The 16,017-nt window shown below is 38.5% G+C and carries 15 protein-coding genes; 7 read left to right on the forward strand and 8 right to left on the reverse strand.

Features of this window, described 5'->3' with window-relative positions; genetic code table 11:
* The 3 genes from ACFE93_RS25205 to ACFE93_RS25215 form a co-directional block, all read left to right on the forward strand.
* Positions 1–520 (forward strand): CAAD domain-containing protein (locus tag ACFE93_RS25205; protein ID WP_375477301.1); only part of this gene is annotated, 520 nt, incomplete at its 5' end.
* Between the two features lie 242 nt (positions 521–762).
* Positions 763–918, forward strand: coding sequence for a hypothetical protein (locus ACFE93_RS25210; protein WP_375477303.1), 156 nt, complete (start codon positions 763–765; stop codon positions 916–918).
* 522 nt (positions 919–1,440) lie between these two features.
* Positions 1,441–2,397, forward strand: coding sequence for an extracellular solute-binding protein (locus tag ACFE93_RS25215; protein ID WP_375477305.1), 957 nt, complete (start codon positions 1,441–1,443; stop codon positions 2,395–2,397).
* A 342-nt stretch (positions 2,398–2,739) separates the two neighbouring features.
* On the opposite strand, the gene ACFE93_RS25220 is transcribed toward ACFE93_RS25215, so the two are convergent.
* On the reverse strand, positions 2,740–3,447 hold the full coding sequence (locus ACFE93_RS25220; protein WP_375477307.1) for a 2OG-Fe(II) oxygenase family protein: 708 nt from the start codon (positions 3,445–3,447) through the stop codon (positions 2,740–2,742).
* 247 nt (positions 3,448–3,694) lie between these two features.
* On the opposite strand from ACFE93_RS25220, the gene modD reads away from it, so the two are divergent.
* The 4 genes from modD (at position 3,695) to msrB (ending at position 7,510) form a co-directional block, all read left to right on the forward strand.
* On the forward strand, positions 3,695–4,546 hold the full coding sequence (gene modD / locus ACFE93_RS25225; RefSeq protein WP_375477309.1) for a ModD protein: 852 nt from the start codon (positions 3,695–3,697) through the stop codon (positions 4,544–4,546).
* 789 nt (positions 4,547–5,335) lie between these two features.
* Positions 5,336–6,013: a hypothetical protein gene (locus tag ACFE93_RS25230; protein ID WP_375477311.1), complete on the forward strand. Its 678-nt coding sequence runs from the start codon at positions 5,336–5,338 to the stop codon at positions 6,011–6,013.
* A gap of 521 nt (positions 6,014–6,534) precedes the next feature.
* A complete protein-coding gene (locus ACFE93_RS25235) occupies positions 6,535–6,744 on the forward strand; it encodes a molybdopterin-binding protein (RefSeq protein WP_375477313.1) in 210 nt (69 codons plus the stop codon).
* A 352-nt stretch (positions 6,745–7,096) separates the two neighbouring features.
* Positions 7,097–7,510 (forward strand): peptide-methionine (R)-S-oxide reductase MsrB, encoded by a 414-nt coding sequence (gene msrB, locus ACFE93_RS25240; RefSeq protein WP_375477315.1) that lies wholly within the window; start codon positions 7,097–7,099, stop codon positions 7,508–7,510.
* Positions 7,511–7,700: 190 nt separating this feature from the next.
* On the opposite strand, the gene ACFE93_RS25245 is transcribed toward msrB, so the two are convergent.
* The 7 genes from ACFE93_RS25245 to ACFE93_RS25275 form a co-directional block, all read right to left on the reverse strand.
* The gene (locus ACFE93_RS25245) at positions 7,701–8,309 is read right to left on the reverse strand and encodes a 2OG-Fe(II) oxygenase (protein WP_375477317.1); all 609 of its coding nucleotides are present in this window, start codon (positions 8,307–8,309) and stop codon (positions 7,701–7,703) included.
* A 33-nt stretch (positions 8,310–8,342) separates the two neighbouring features.
* Complete coding sequence (locus ACFE93_RS25250; protein ID WP_375477319.1) at positions 8,343–9,353, reverse strand: ABC transporter substrate-binding protein; 1,011 nt, start codon at positions 9,351–9,353, stop codon at positions 8,343–8,345.
* Complete coding sequence (locus tag ACFE93_RS25255; RefSeq protein WP_375477321.1) at positions 9,354–11,933, reverse strand: TonB-dependent siderophore receptor; 2,580 nt, start codon at positions 11,931–11,933, stop codon at positions 9,354–9,356.
* A gap of 314 nt (positions 11,934–12,247) precedes the next feature.
* Positions 12,248–13,237, reverse strand: coding sequence for a helix-turn-helix transcriptional regulator (locus tag ACFE93_RS25260; protein ID WP_375477323.1), 990 nt, complete (start codon positions 13,235–13,237; stop codon positions 12,248–12,250).
* A gap of 641 nt (positions 13,238–13,878) precedes the next feature.
* The gene (locus ACFE93_RS25265) at positions 13,879–14,538 is read right to left on the reverse strand and encodes a 2OG-Fe(II) oxygenase (protein WP_375477325.1); all 660 of its coding nucleotides are present in this window, start codon (positions 14,536–14,538) and stop codon (positions 13,879–13,881) included.
* Between the two features lie 28 nt (positions 14,539–14,566).
* Entirely contained in the window at positions 14,567–15,577 is a 1,011-nt protein-coding gene (locus ACFE93_RS25270; protein ID WP_375477327.1) for an iron-siderophore ABC transporter substrate-binding protein, read from the reverse strand.
* Positions 15,577–15,963 carry a TonB-dependent receptor domain-containing protein gene (locus ACFE93_RS25275; protein WP_375477329.1) on the reverse strand — a complete coding sequence of 129 codons (387 nt, stop codon included), beginning with the start codon at positions 15,961–15,963 and terminating at the stop codon, positions 15,577–15,579. The genes ACFE93_RS25270 and ACFE93_RS25275 overlap by 1 nt, the downstream gene beginning before the upstream one ends.
* Between the last annotated feature and the right edge of the window lie 54 nt (positions 15,964–16,017).

A 16,017-nucleotide genomic window follows, 5' to 3' on the forward strand; every position in this document is an offset into this window, starting at 1 on the left:
CGAATCTATCGCAGGACTTGAAAGTTCAAAAGTTGAAACTCAACCATTGCCACTACCTGCTGATAAGCTATTACATCGGGAGAGCGAAGTAGAACAATCGAAATCTTTTGATATTACATCAACCGAATCTATCGCAGGACTTGAAAGTTCAAAAGTTGAAACTCAACCATTGCCACTATTTGTTAATCAACCACTACCTCAATGGCAACAAAATGACAGTAGTTTTTCTGAATATTTGGAGAAATTACCTAAATACTTAAGTAGATTCTCCAGGGAATACCAACTGCCAATCATTTGTTTTACTACAATTATTACAGCAATAGTTGCAGTTAAGATAGTTTTAGCTGTATTAAATGTAATAAATGAAATTCCGCAGTTAAATCTAGCTTTTGAGTTAACTGGAATTGGTTACTTAATCTGGTTTGTTTTCCGATATCTATTCAAAGCTTCTACTCGGCAAGAATTAGCTGCACAAATTAGTTTTATCCAAAAAGAAATTGTCCAGGGACAAGATTCATAAGCTGTTATGCCTCCATATTTGCTTTCTTTCACTATGAAAGAAAGCACAAGGCAAACAAACACATTCATGCTACCTAATAACTTTTCCAACAAAGCTTATGAAAGTTGACTTTGGTGTCACTGCTACTGATAGGAGCAAAACACCGCCTTGGCTTTCCCAGTACATTATTTGACAGATCGTCTGAATAGAGTATTGATTTATCTGGACAGAAAATTATTGATCTCGGCACAGGTATAATATTTGTGCCTTTGACATACAAAGATTGGCGTGGATGTATTCGTGCTAATGCTGGTGTGAAAGCTAGCCTGACACCAGACAAAGTAGAACTATTTGACCAGGAACTGGTGGCATTACTCCAAACAAACTATCCCACACCTAAGCTTCAGGTTCATCATTGAGTTTGGGTTGCGATCGCTTTTCTATGAGAGGCTGCGCCAACGACGTGCAATACCTATAGCTTGCTTCTCCGTAGGGGTACGTTCGCTGTAGGCATTGCAAAAGCACTACAGTCGTAGTTATTCCTGAAGTCTTGTCATGTGCGTAATCTCATCACGATAAAAAACTTTTTACTTAAAGTTTTGATAAAGTCAGCGTTTAATTATGTAGTTGAATTGATTTTATCCAACCAAGTTGGTATGATAATTTCAATCGAAAACACCAATCCGTATAAAAACATACGCTATCAATACTGTTGAATAATTTATAAAGTTTAAACGCTCAGATCGAGGACTGTTTAAGCATTAGTTAAGCTGTTCCACACTTTTTAAATCATATATGGTCGTGTTGGCTGTTGAGTGTTAACTCTTGACTGTCAACTGTCAGCAGTCAAAAAACCTCACGAGTGACTATGCAATAAATATGTGTTTTAGCTTATCAAAAATGAGAAAGTGATTTTTTCCTTACTTATGGGCGATTAAAAAATGATGAAAAAGTATTTGCTTGCCGCTTCACTGACTGTATTAGTTGCCAATCTTACCTTTACAAAACAGACTTTAGCAGCCACACTGGCTGCACCTCCTGAGGTAACTTTATATGCTGCTGGTAGCTTGAGGGGTGGGCTTTCGGAAGTTGCTAGTGCTTTTACCCAGGAATATGGGATTCCTGTCAAAACAGAATTTGCCTCCTCTGGTTCATTGAAAGATAGGTTATTAGCAGGGGAAAAGGCAGATGTCTTTGCCAGTGCGGATTTAGGTAATCCCCTTACACTAAATCAAAAGAACTTAAGTGGGGAAGTCGAAACGTTTGCCAGAAACCCTATCTATGCGATCGCTACACCTGAAGTGTCACTCACCACAGAGAATCTGCTTGATAAGTTTCTCGATAGCGACGTTAAATTGGGTATTTCCAAACCTGTAAGCGATCCCTTGGGAGATTACGGGGTCGAAGTATTTCGCAAAGCTGAACAAATTAATCCAGGCAGCTTTGCCCAACTGAATGGTAAAGCCGTAATATTATCAGGAACATTGCCGCCAGAGAGGAATAGTCCGGGGGGCAGTATAGTCTACTATTTGCAAGATATCAACAAAGCAGACATCTATTTGGTCTATTACACCAGTGCTTTATCTGCCCAACAAATTTCACCAAGTTTACAGATAGTAGAATTGCCAGATAACTTAAAAACCCAAGCTGACTATGGTTTGACAGTATTTAAGGATGCGAATCCTGGAGGTTCAAAACTAGCTGATTATATCCTTTCACCAACTGGACAAGAAATACTAGCAAAGTATGGATTTAATAGTCCGAAGTCAGTTCCCGAATCTCAGGGGGTTGGTGGAATTTTACTTGCTGTGAGTGTAGCTTTTGCCTTGCAGAGAAAGTTGATTGCTGCCAAACAGCAAAAAGTTCAAGTAAGCGATGAACCAATAGGCTTGGGTTAGTACTAAAAACCTTAAACTGTGTAGGTTGGGGCAGCCCTGCGCCCTTGCGGTTTCCCAACTTGTTCACTTTTAGCGTTCCCGCTCTTTAAAAAGTGGCGTTTGAGGATGCAGCTGGTCATTTAGGGGTATCACCCCTCACCCCATGATTTTATAAGGTTTACGGCGGAATACTAATAATGCGATCGCTGGAATTTCTCTTCTTATCCAAATATTTTGGTAAAAATTGTAGAAACCAAAATATTTCTGAAAACCCTTCAGATTAAAGATGCTTACAACGCAGAGTTCCCACGCCACTTGCCTCAGCGATCGCTTTTTGTGTGGGAATTAGATTTTTACTATCGACTAAGCACCTGCATCGAGATTGTGAAAAAAAGTAATCCTGAGAGCCAATCGGCACTGTAGTGCAGTCGATGCTACTGGAGTTACCATGTGCCAGGAATTATCTGAGCGCACAATCACAGCCGAAAACTGGCCCAGTGGTACAATATCTTGGAAGACAGATTCTGGTTTTTCGTCCAAGAGAATTCGCAAACAACCACCCCAATCCATAGACCATTGTTCATTGAAAAATAGCAAGTGAGTCAGAGCTTTCGATGGTTCATCAGTATGAGGGCGATGACAGTGACCTAGATTATATCGGCGAAACCCAATCACCATTGCACAGTCTTTAAGTTCCACCCCAGACATTTGTGTTAAGGCTTGGCGGTAAGTAGGTGTCCACAGTTCTTCTATCAGTTGTCGCCAAATACTGCCGAGATTACCAAGATTAGAAGATAATCTTCCTTGTGTAATGCGATCGCGCCAACGATCTGACAACTCAGGGCTGGCGTGATCGCAAAATTTGTACATCAAAGCAATATCCTCATTACTAGCAAGCATCTCACTCCAAAGGTATCCATATCCTTCCCCTATTGATAAGCGAAACTGTTCCTGGGGAAAGCTGGCAGCAAGTTCCAAGCTAGCTGCTTTGGGCAACAAATTCTCTATCACAGCATAACTGTATGGAACTGATTGCATTGTTGTACGATAAATGGCATCTAAATTTAGCATTGTCTATCTTTACACTTATCTCTATGATTGCTAAATTCAAACTTAATATTATAAGTCAATAGTTTGCAATTTCAGCATTTAACTAATTCTGACGACTCAAGTATATATTTTTTATTAACAAAGTTATGTTGTTACCAACTATTTGGGATAATGGTAGTAATTATTACAATTCCTACAACTGAATGAGATTAGGTTTAGTGTGAATCTTGATTGAGCTATTTATTTGTCAGCCGAGCATAAAACTAAAATGAGTGTTTTCTTCTCAGATGAGGCGATCGCTAGGTTAATTGAGGAAGATGTTCCCTACCTAGATTTGACAACCTACGGACTTGGCATTGGCAAGCAACTTGGTGAAATCGAGTTTTCTACCCGTCATCCGATGACCATTTGCGCTACTGAAGAAGCAGCCAGAGTCTTAAAATATTGTGGTGCCGAAGTTCATTATCAACTCGAAAGTGGTACAGTCTGCCAAGAGAAGCAATTAATTCTTCAAGCTAGTGGCACTGCTCAAGCTTTGCATAGTGGCTGGAGAGTTGCTTTAAATTTGATGGAATACACCTCCGGCATTGCTTCGCGTACAAGAGTATTAGTAGATACTGCTAAAACAGTAAATCAGTCTATTTCTATTGTGACTACTCGTAAATGTTTTCCAGGTACTAGAGCGCTTTCCATCAAAGCAGTTCTAGCTGGCGGGGGTTTTTTTCATCGCTTAGGATTATCTGAAACAGTTTTAATCTTTAACCAACACCTAATATTCCTGGGAGGTCTAGTTGGGCTAATTGAACGCATGAATGAACTGCGACGACAGTTTCCAGAACAACATATTTGCGTTGAAGTAGATACACCAAAAGATGCTTGGATGGCTGCTCAAGCAGGTGTAGATTTAATTCAGTTTGATAAAATTCCCCTACCAGACCTTGAGCCTCTAGTTTTGAAGTTGAAGCAGGAGCATCCAAACTTAAAACTAGCAGCGGCTGGTGGTATTACCTCTGAAAATATAAAGGATTATGCTAGCACTGGTGTAGGTATTTTAGTGACAAGTTCACCCTACTTTGGTAAACCGTGCGATATTGCAGTCAAAATGACGATGGCACAGTAGGCATTTTAATTTAGTTTGATACTTAAGATTGCAGTTGTTAAAACGCAGGAGCTGAACCAGAAAGAATAGTGTTTAGGCAAGACTTAAAATGGAAGTAGAACAGGCGTTGTATAAAGCTCTTAAGTAGTTGATGAAATAGAGCGATAGACGGCTATATCGCTCTGTTCACCGCACCTGTGAACGGTTCCACTTCTTTAGTCTATTGGTTGCCTACACTACGAGTCTAGTAGCTGGATAATTTTGCTCCAACTTATAGTGTCGGCACAACTACAACCCTTCTCCACAAATCGGACAGTTTTCTAATTTACAGGTAAATCTCACTTATAAACACTTTATTAGCTTGATAGTAACCTATTTATAAAGCAAATAACGATAGCAAATTTATATACAATATTAAGCCTCACTATTTTAAAAAGAAATAAAATTTAATTTTGTTAGCATTTGATTACCAAATAATATGGTAATTTACTCAATAAGTTGGTATTATCTTCAGTACATACATAGATACACTTATTCATTTTAAAAAACGCAAACCTATTCTGAGATTTGCGAATAACTTTGTGTTTGGATTCATTAGTTTTTAATAATTTATATTGAAAACTAGCTATTTTGTATTGTCTGGTAAGGAGTTGAAAGTTAAATGATTTGAAGGTTTTACTTTTTTCTAACAAAAATTTTTGTCAGCTTGCTAAGTTGTAGTGAGAACGATACTAATTTTGGGTGAGCGAAAAGCTTTGAGCAAAACTATCTAATTTTTTCAATATTTAATAGAAAACGGAGAAGGATTTTATGCGTTTTACCCGCCAGATACCCATTGCGTCTTTAATACTATCTATACTGGTTTTATGGCAGCCTACTTTAGCTGACTCCAAAAGCGATGTTCCTTGGAATCAAAAAGAAAAAACACCTTCTCTCTGGGATAAAAATAAGTGTTATGGAGGTTATTCGCAAAGTTTTCGCTTGGGTGGAGAACTCAATAATCCAGCCACTTATAACTTTCAAAAACTGCAAAATTTACGAGATGCTTTAAAAAAACAAAATCCAGCATTAGTTACTGAAATCACTGTGAGCTTTCAAACTGGCTCAGGGCCACGAACAGAAACATACTATGGAGTTCCCCTATGGGAATTGATTAATAATCCGAAAGCCGGAGGTGGTCTAAAACCCGGAAATTCTGGCGTGAATAGTAAAAACTCTTTTCTGAGGCAATATGTTCTAGTTGACGCCACAGATTGCTATGGTGCAGTCGTAGCTATTGGTGAAATTCAACCTAACTTTGAAGGGAAAGCAGTGCTAATTGCATTTGCAAAAAAAGGTAGTGATGGTAAAGTCGTGCCTTTAACAGATGAAGGATTTGCTCGTTTAGTAGTTCCAGGTGACAAAGCTGGAGGTCGTTACGTTAGTAATGTGACAAATATCCTCATATTATCTGCTCCTCCTTCTCCTTTGAAACCAAAATATTTCTGAAAACCCTTCTGAGTAAAAACGCCTACAACGGAGAATTCCCACACCACTTGGTCTACTTGACCAAGTGGCTTTCGATTGCAAACATTACGCCTTCTTGCTCGTTTAAAACTAAGCTTTGATATTTTCATCCAGATGCAAGAATCAGGGTTTGATAAAGAGCATTCCAATCTTGTAAAAAAAGTTATATTAAATTATCAAAAAAGTAACCAATACAGTTAGTGGCATTCAACTGCTTGACAAATTACTAAATCTACAATCTGCCAAAAATTATCAGAACGCACCAAAAGAACTGAGTAGCTGCATCACCAAAAACAGTTTTTAATAAATCCTCCGCCAAGCTTTGACTGTCCCTTTAATTGTTTTACTATCGACTTTTTCGCCATCTTCTAATACCAGTCTGATATCTAAGTTATTCTGTAAGGCAGAAGAAAGCATCCGACTAAATGAAGATAATCTAATAATCTGATAGTTGTTAGTATTACTCAGTTTAGAATTATCTTAAAACTAGGGAGTATCAAAATATGGAAGTTAGCGCTCGTAATTCCTTTAAAGGAACTATTAAGGAAATTCACACAGGAGCAGTCAACTCTGAGGTAATATTAGAAATTGTGCCTGGGGTCGAAGTAACTGCAATTATTACCAAAGAGTCGGTAGAGCATCTCCAACTTCAAGAGGGAAAACAAGCGATCGCTGTGATTAAAGCGTCAGATGTTATGATTGCTACAGAATAGCTCGAAATGAGTAGATAAGTTGTGGCGATCGCTTTATTAGCTGCATCGCCACATTAGCCACAGATGCAGAAAAGAAACGCTTCAACTAAAGTGCTTCAAGAAACGATCGCCCTGTGTGACTCTCACAAAGCATTACTGGTAAATAATTATGAAAACAAAGCGATGTCTACGACGGGCTACGCCTACGCCAGCGAATATAAACTAAACCAAACTCTAATCTTTGCAAAACGCCTAAGACTTACGCATAGATAAGGAAAATTATGAAAATGCGATCGTTTTATCTACTAACTAATTTGGTATACTACACAAATAGTTGGGGTGAAATAAGTCGTGTTAGTTTTATGAGGCAATTATGACAACTTCAAATAGTGAATTTGAAATCACCAAAACTGAAGAAGAGTGGCGTGCAATTTTAACGCCAGAACAGTATGAAGTAATGCGTCAACATGGAACTGAACGCGCTTGCACTAGCCCACTTGATAAGCAAGATACCGAGGGTACTTATGTATGTACAGCTTGTGGCTTACCACTTTTTACATCTAATACTAAATTTAGCAGTGGTACAGGCTGGCCGAGTTTTTTCGCTCCCATAGAAGGGGCAATTGGTACATCTATAGACAAATCATATAATATGACCAGAACTGAGGTGCATTGTCGTCGCTGCGGTAGTCATCTAGGTCATGTATTTGGCGACGGCCCTGCCCCTACTAGCCAACGCTACTGCATGAATGGGATTGCTCTCAAGTTCATTCCTGAGGCAGACTGATTTTTACAAGTAAATTTTTCGTTGTATTGCTCAAGAGATAGTAGGTTCAGAAGTCAGGAGGAACCATTATTTATTTTTTTACAGCTGTAGCTTTTAGGGGGCGATCGCTCTTAAGTGCTGCATCAGCTATGGCGTCATAATTTGAGTAAGGTGAAGTAACAGCTACAGACTGATTTAACAACATCCCAAACTACTCTTGTGGCTTATAAAAGCTGGCTTTGAGAGCATATCGAATTTGAGTGACATCTGGTGCAATATGAGAAACCATATGCCATGCTTTATCTGAATTGATAAAGGCAACAGAAGTTTCAAACAGTGGTGGTACATCGATAAAGGCGGAATCTGGATGAGAGTTTTTTAAAATTCGGAAACATCCTCCCCAGCGAGAGTCCCACTTTTCAGAAAAATAGAACATATGAACGATTGTGCAGCCTAAATTGTCACGATGAGGATATGTACCATGTCCTGGATCGTATTGGTAGAGAAGCATTCCTAATATATGCTCGCTCAAGTCCAAGCCCGTCAGTTCTTCAAAAGCTATCCTATAAGTAGAAGAATGAAGTTCTTCAATTAATTTTTGCCAAGCAGTTCCTTTGGAAAAAACTCTATCTTTTCTAAAAGGAGGTCCTACCCAATGTCCATAACCATCTTTTTCTCCATATTGAAATTGATCTTCTGGAGGAGGAGTGCTAACTAATTCACTTTTAGCTGACTCATTAATAACATTATTAAATAGAATCCAACGATAAGGATAATCGTGAATTATACCATTGCGAATTGCGTCTAAATTTAACAGCATAATGTACTCCAATTTTCTAAAAGTATCTAAAACTTATGACTTGTTGACTAAATACTTAAAAAGGTCGTTAAGTACACGATTAGCTGCTAAAGGGCCATTGCCTATCCAGTAGACTCCTACTCGATAAACCTTATTATTCTGCACAGCTTTTAACTTGAACCATAGAGGTACAGATTGCAAACTCTGTAAATTTTTTTGGGTTTCTTCTTCTTTTCTAAATGCGAAATTAGTCACAAAAATTACATCTCCATCTATTTCATCAACACGTTCCCAAGAAATAAGATAATTATCTAGCATGGGAATATTTTGATTGAGAGAAGTTGTATGAATTAAACCTGCTTCTGACAAAATTCTATATGAAAAGCTATTCTTTTGCTGATTGAACAGCCAACAAATTTCTTTTTCAAAACCAATCACCGACAATCGAATTTTAGGGAGGCGATCGCCTATAGCATCTCTAAAATTTTGTAAGCGAGAATTATAATCAGTTATAACTTTTTGTGCTTCTTTAGTCTTACCTAACACCTCAGCTACTCTTAGAAAATGGTCTTTCCAGTCGTGAATGTCGATCTCAACGATAACTGTTGGTGCAATGTGTGATAAAAATGGGTAAATATCTTTCTGAGCATCAAAAGTCCCTAAAATCAAGTCCGGCTTGAGAGCCAAAACCTTTTCGATATTGGTTGGTGTATATCCCACATCCACAACGCCTTGTTGCTGCTCTAAGCTAATCTGTGGTGGTGTTATGCTAGCCCATCCCCGAACTGCTGCTCCCACTGGCTTGAGTCCTAATGCGATCGCATCTTCCCACAAAAAACCATGTAGAATAACTACTCGCTGAGGATGTATAGGTATCCAGGTTTCACCCATTGCGTGTTTAATCAGACGGCTATTTGCTTGTGAAACATTACCAACAGAAGTGCTGACTTTAATCTTAATTGATGAATGCTCGTATGCAACATTGCAAGCGCTGATTAGAAAAAAGGTAACTAATCCTAGTAACCAAATTCGTTTGAGACAATGTATCCAGAGTAGAACAACCATTCAAAACTGCCACCCAAGTGTAAATTTTGCAGTCAACGGAAAAGCAGGAAAAACCTGTGTATCGCCGTTAGAGGCTTCAAAATATCTCTTGTCAAATAGGTTTTGAATATTGAGTACAGCATTGAAATTATTGTGACGGTAATAAAGGGCTGCATCAGTACGAATGTAACTTGGTAGTTTTAAAGTGTTCAATGAATCTACTTGTTGGTCTCCTACATAAGTTAAACCGAAACCAAATCCTAATCCTTGTAAATTTCCTTTAGGTATAATGTAAGTCGTCCAGAAACTAGCAAGATGTACTGGCTGATTAGGTAATAACTTCCCTACAGGAATGTCATTGTCTTGTGTAATTCGAGCATCAGCGTAAGAATAAGCAGTAATTACGTTCCATCCTGGCAAAATTTCTCCTGCTAAATTCAGCTCTACACCTCTACTTGTTTGCTCACCGATTTGGATATTAAAGCCTTGGTTATTGAGGTCGGGCGTTGTGACATTAGAAAGAGTAAATTCATACAAAGCTAGAGTGGCAGAGAGTTTGCCATCGAACAGATCCGTTTTAGCGCCTACTTCATATTGAGTCCCATATTGCGGTTTAAAAGCACTACCATCGGCTGCTGTTCCAACCACTGGCTCAAAAGAACGGCTGTAACTAGCATAAAGCGAAACCGCTTTACTAAGTTGATAAACTAAGCCTACACGAGGACTAAATACGCTGTCATTTTGATTAGTTGTAGTTGAAGTAAGTCTATTGGTCTGACTAAAGTCGGTGAAGTCCCAGCGTCCACCTAGAACAAGCTTGAGGTTGTCTAGAAAAGATATTTGGTCTTGAGCATAAAAACCCAAACTATCAATTTTAGTTTTAATATTAGAGCGAGAGACAATAGTATCACCGCCAATCTGATTGTAAATTAGATTAAAGATATTAATAGAAGGAGCAGTAACTCTAGTAAACTTTGAAAGCGGTTGCATATATCTGGATAACTCGAACCCTGCTAGAATTTGATGCTCAATGCTGCCTGTCTTAAACCTACCAGTTACATTGGTGTCTGAAATATAATTATTGCGAATGTCGATATTATCAAAAACTCTAGTTCGTGTTGCAGTCTGGTTATCTGCTAATAAGGCACGAAGTTGTACACTCGGAACGTTCTGCCTCAATAAAGTAATTTGAAAAGCGTTTTGCAAAGACCAGTTCTCATTGAAACGATGCTCTAGTCTATAACTTCCTTGAGTTATAGCACGGTCTTCTGATGGATTTGAAGGTTCCCCTAAAAACCTATTAATGGGAAGTTCGCCATTCGGATTAGGTAAAATAGTACCTTTAGCAGGCAAGCCTATTTCTTGAGGTTTCCTAATCTGTGTATAGCTGCCCTCTACAGTAAGCTTAGTATTGTTTCCAAGACGTGTAGTAATAACTGGTGCAATTTGATAGCGTTCTTGGTTGTAAAAATCAATAAAGCTACCAGAATTTATGTAAGAAGCATTCAAGCGATACAAAACATTTTTATCAGAGGTAAGTGGCCCGGAGAGATCGATTGAGGGTCGATAATAACTATAACTACCTGCTGTGAACTGAAGATTATAGTATGGTTCAGCTAGAGGCTGTTTGGTAACTAAATTAACAAAGCCACTAAGATTACCCCTACCATAAAGCACAGAAGCAGGGCCTTTGAAAACCTCAACTCGCTCCAAATTCGTTAAGTCAGTGGGAGCAATAATTGAAAAAGTTGAACTTTGCCTTAAACCATTGATAAAGACATTAGTAAAGCTGTTTGAAAAACCTCGAATGGTAAACTCATCAGCAAAACGACCAGGAAAACGGGCTGGTGGTGCGACACCTGCATTTCTCAGTACATCCCCAAGGTTATCTGAGCCTTGATCTTGCCAAACTTGCCGAGGGATCACCTGAATTGATTGGGGAATATCGCGCAGTGGCGTATCGGTTTTTGTGCCAATACTTGTATTTGGAACTCGATACGTGTCTGGTGGTGCAGTCACCTCTAACTCAATTGGTGGTTGCTTCTCCTCAGTAGGAGGTTTTTGCTCTGGTGTTATTGTTGGCTGCTGTGCAGTTGATGGTGTCGCACTTACCCCAAACACCAACCCCTCAGTCTGACTATCAAATAACTCTACAACAGGTGTACTTGTTTCTCCTACTACCGTCACCCGCAAAGTATTTGCATCTACAATTGTCACTGTAATTAGTGCAATTCCAGAGTAAGGCTTCTCTTGTCGAAAATCTCCACTTGCAAGCTGTAACTTAGCATTAGGGATATCTGCAATGTATGAATTCCCTTCTGTTTTCGGTGAAACTTGTAATTTTACAGAATTAGCTGTGATTAAAATTAACTCTATCCCTTTGTTGGTAGTATTCACCTTCACATCTGTCACTGACACCACATCTGATGTTACCTGACTTAATTGAGGAACTTTGTTCTGATTTCTGGGTGTCCTCAACAAATACGTTGCACTCGTTTTCTGAGCCTGCATCTCACTCAATGAGTGAATTTTACTCTTGACTTCACCTGAATTTGCATTAGAGTTCTCAGAGAATAGCTGTTCAGCATCAGCTACAGTCATAGAAAAAACTGTTATTAACAAGCTACTGATAGTAAATAAAAGATTAAAACGCATTTTTTATACACTCCCGACCAACACACCAAATAAAAAAATAGAGTAAAATTTATTGCACTATCTATAAGCCAGTAAAAACACTGTTAATGGCTTGTTTGCATAAATAACGCACTAGTTAAAACAAACTCAATGTAGAAAACCGTAGTAGCTATTATTACTAACTAAACGAGTTGGTAAAAAAATTGTTTATACCAACTTTGGTTATTGCTAGAGAATACAACACCCAGAGCGATCGCATTTTCTTCCAGACGGACTTTTTTTTATTCGAGACGGACTTTTTCTGTCTGATAGGACTTGGGATTTACCCCAAACTTTTTATAAAAAGCATAGCTAAATGAAGGTAAACTAGCGTAACCTACTGTTCTGGCTACTTCTGTTACATTCAGATTTCTTTCAATCAGTAGCTTTTGAGCTAGTTCCATGCGGTGGTTATGTAGGTAGCCAAAGACTGTAGTGCCAAAAACTTGCTTAAATCTTTGTTTAAGTTTGCGATCGTTTAATCCCACTTGCCGTGATAACTGGATGAGCGAAGGTGGATTATGTAAGTGTTGTAACAAAATTTCTTTGGCATCATAAATGCAGTCAACCTCTGAAGGTTTGATTGCATTCATCTTTAATTTGCCTTGGTTAATTTGTACCTCTTGGTCTATCATTAATGCTGCTAATTCCCAAACCTTGCTCTCAAAATATATTCGCTTAGTCATGCCTTGGTAGGGACATTGAATAATTTGCTGCACTGCTAATTGCATTGCTGGAATTTGGATACCATAACGCTCATAAGTGAGTTGATCTGAATGTCTAAATAAATGTTTTAACTCCGGCGGAATTTCTTCAGAGATATCTGCTACAAATGAGTAAAAAACTTCTGGTTTTATATGAACCCCGACTTCTACTAACCCAAAAAATTCATTATAGAAATTAGTAGACTTAAGAGCCATACCACTACCGCTCAAAAAGTATTGTCCTGTTCTGCTGCTATTTTGAGCTTGAAAACCTACTAAAGGTAAAAATTGAAACTCTATCATGTGTCCTCGAACAGGAGATTCTACAATTACTGATTTCTGTGATTGATAGTTGTAGATGCTTAAAAATACATCATCTCGTAGGTGAATTTCTCGGTGATACCCTTCACCATATAGAATTTGAAGTTTGCGGGTCAGGTCAAAATTCTCGGAATCGCTATTTTGCCCAATTGGATATTCTTCATGAAATAGTTTCCAATAATCGGATAATGAGAGGATTAATGTCATCAGTTATCTAACGAGATTTTCAATAAGAAATACAATGCACATCCAAAATTGCTATCTAATTTATTATTGAAATAGAAGTGCAGAAAAAATGCTAAAACCTTTTGAAAATTAAAAGTTTTCACTTACAGATACTAAATAGTTTTTTAGGTGTTATTGTATTAGAAAATACCCTTAAAACTATCACGTACTGCCAGCGATAAATGTAATCAATTGAACAGTTTAATAAAATGTTACCAACTATACTGGTATATTCATCTCTATACCTTATTCCTTAAAGCTGCAAACCTTCGCAGACGATCTAATATATGCATTAGTAGAGATAGCAGTGATATCAGGCACATTCCAGTGACTATAACCCAAAAATGCTTTGATGCGTTGGCTTCTCTACAAGACGCGGCACGAATGCCCGCCGCAGGTATCGCCAAAAGGATTAGCTTTACAATTGCAAAATATTAGAGTAGACCTTTGTTAATCATCAATTGAAGAGAAAATAGGCTACTGAAAAAGGCCAAGGACAGAGGCGTTGGCGTAGCCCGCCGCAGGCATTGCTCTTGGTATATTAAATATAATAATTCATGGTTAAATTAGTTAGGTATTAGTATTTTGAGCAAAATTCCTCTCAGAATTTGCTAAACAAAAACCTAAGACTCTGGCAGCCAAAAGCAAGTCTGTAGATGCAAACGGTGTTGAGTTGCACTCAAGGAAATAGGGGAAACCATGTGCCAAGAGCGATCGCAACGTACAATAGCAACTGAATACTGCGGCAAGGGTGGAACTTCTTGAATTACAGAAGTAGTCTGATTATCTTTAAGAACTTGAAAATATCCTCCCCACTCTGGATTCCATCCCTCATTGAAATAGAAAAGTTGAGTTACATGTTTACGCGGGATATCTGTATGAGGACGGTTCCAGAATCCTAAATCATGTCGTGTTAAATAAATTGTTAGTGAATGGTTTTTCAAATCCAAATTAGTAAGATGCTCCATCGCCTCTCGATAATCAGGAGTGAGAAGTTGTTCAATCAATTTTTGCCAACTAAGACTCAGATCCTTGATATCTTGTAAACCTTTGTACTTACTTTCATCCAGAATGCAGCGTGCAAAAAACCTGTAGTCATCATATGTATATTCCGGGTATCCATCTGGCTCAAACTCTCTAGCATGATATTCTTTATAGTTTGTAGTCGGAAAACTATTTGCTAGTTCAGATTGGACTGAAGTGTCAAGCAAGTTTTCAAATACAATCCATTTATAAGGAATTGACTGCATAGTTGCATTACTAATTGCACTCAAGTTCAACATAATCCCTCCTAAAAAACTTTCAAATAGTTTATTGCTGTTTAACTAAATATCGCTCCAAATCGTCTATCATCCGATTGGCTGCAAGGGGGCCAAACTGAACCCAGTAAAACCCCACCTCATGAACTTTTTCCTGTTGGACAACTTTCAACTTTGACCACAACGGTTCTGTTTTCAGTTGCTCAAGCGTTGGGTGTAAATCCCTTGTGCCCAGTACGTCTTCTGATACTAGAAATAAAATATCCCCATCTAACTCACTCAGGAGTTCGTTTGATAAAGCGTATGCAGCAGGGCCACCCCCTAGACTTAGGGTTGCTTGACTATCCAAAGTTTGAGAGTAAGGACGTGCAACACCCGCATCTTTAAGAATAACTCCTGAAAAACTTGCCTTCGCCCACAGCCAAAGTGCATCAGTACGCAATTCGGCAACCGAGACTAAAGTTGTGTTCAGGCGATCGCCCATTTTTGCTTTCAACTGTGTCAAACGTGCATAATAATTATCCATTACCTGCTGGGCTATTTTAGTTTTACCCAGAACACTGGCTGTGAAAGCAAAAGATTCTTTCCAAGCTCCACTAGCTCCAGGAGGAGCCAAAACAGTGGGTGCAATGTGTGATAACAGTGGATAAATATCTTGATGAAAATGCATACCAAGAATTAGGTCTGGTTTGAGAAACAAGACTTTTTCGATACTAGGAGAGAGCCAATCGACATCTTCAATACCTGATAGCGGGCCTACTAATCGCTGCAATTGTGAGACAAATAACTTTGAGGCAGCTATAGGTTTGATCCCCAACGCCAAAGCATTTTCTAAACAACGACCACTAAGCACAACAACTCGTTGAGGATGAGCCGGAACTATTGTCTTACCCATAAAGTGCTGAACTACTCGAACCTGACTTAAAGAAGAAACACTCTTAGAATCGCTAACTTTTGGGTAATTAAAAAAGAAATAACTGTTTAGCCACACTACCACAGCAAGCAATCCTAAAAGGGGCAGGGATATGACAAAACACTTGGTTAACCAATGAGTTGTTCTCATTAAAATTCCCACTTTACTGTCAACTGTGCTGTATACGGACGACCAGGAATAATTCTTTGGAGATAGTCAAAGCTTGCTTCATAATATCGAACATTAAATATGTTATTCAAGTTGAGTCCAATGCTAAAGTTATTCTGACGATAGTACAGAGCTGCATCGGTAAGAAAGTAGCTTGGGATCGTATATGTATCTAAACTATCTGGCTTATTATCTCCAACGTAGTTAAAGCCAATTCCACCTCCAAAACCTTTGAGAGAGCCAGTACCAAAGGTGTAAGTTGTCCACAAACTAGCGACATGAGCTGGTACTCCTTCTACTCGATTCCCGACTGGAATATCATTGTCTTTGCTAATGCGTGCGTCTGTATAACCGTAAAAGCTAATCACATTCCAACCGGGTTGATTTTAACCATTGAGTTTTACCCACTTGACAAGACTCTA

The organism is uncultured Nostoc sp. (assembly GCF_964247315.1).
GTDB lineage: Bacteria > Cyanobacteriota > Cyanobacteriia > Cyanobacteriales > Nostocaceae > Nostoc.

Coding starts and splice junctions, on each gene's coding strand:
- ACFE93_RS25245 (WP_375477317.1), bottom strand. CDS start 8,309: ATGCTGTTAAATTTAGACGCAATTCGCAATGGTATAATTCACGATTAT.
- ACFE93_RS25265 (WP_375477325.1), bottom strand. CDS start 14,538: ATGTTGAACTTGAGTGCAATTAGTAATGCAACTATGCAGTCAATTCCT.
- ACFE93_RS25230 (WP_375477311.1), top strand. CDS start 5,336: ATGCGTTTTACCCGCCAGATACCCATTGCGTCTTTAATACTATCTATA.
- ACFE93_RS25250 (WP_375477319.1), bottom strand. CDS start 9,353: ATGGTTGTTCTACTCTGGATACATTGTCTCAAACGAATTTGGTTACTA.
- ACFE93_RS25255 (WP_375477321.1), bottom strand. CDS start 11,933: ATGACTGTAGCTGATGCTGAACAGCTATTCTCTGAGAACTCTAATGCA.
- ACFE93_RS25215 (WP_375477305.1), top strand. CDS start 1,441: ATGATGAAAAAGTATTTGCTTGCCGCTTCACTGACTGTATTAGTTGCC.
- ACFE93_RS25260 (WP_375477323.1), bottom strand. CDS start 13,237: ATGACATTAATCCTCTCATTATCCGATTATTGGAAACTATTTCATGAA.
- msrB (WP_375477315.1), top strand. CDS start 7,097: ATGACAACTTCAAATAGTGAATTTGAAATCACCAAAACTGAAGAAGAG.
- ACFE93_RS25270 (WP_375477327.1), bottom strand. CDS start 15,577: ATGAGAACAACTCATTGGTTAACCAAGTGTTTTGTCATATCCCTGCCC.
- modD (WP_375477309.1), top strand. CDS start 3,695: ATGAGTGTTTTCTTCTCAGATGAGGCGATCGCTAGGTTAATTGAGGAA.
- ACFE93_RS25220 (WP_375477307.1), bottom strand. CDS start 3,447: ATGCTAAATTTAGATGCCATTTATCGTACAACAATGCAATCAGTTCCA.
- ACFE93_RS25235 (WP_375477313.1), top strand. CDS start 6,535: ATGGAAGTTAGCGCTCGTAATTCCTTTAAAGGAACTATTAAGGAAATT.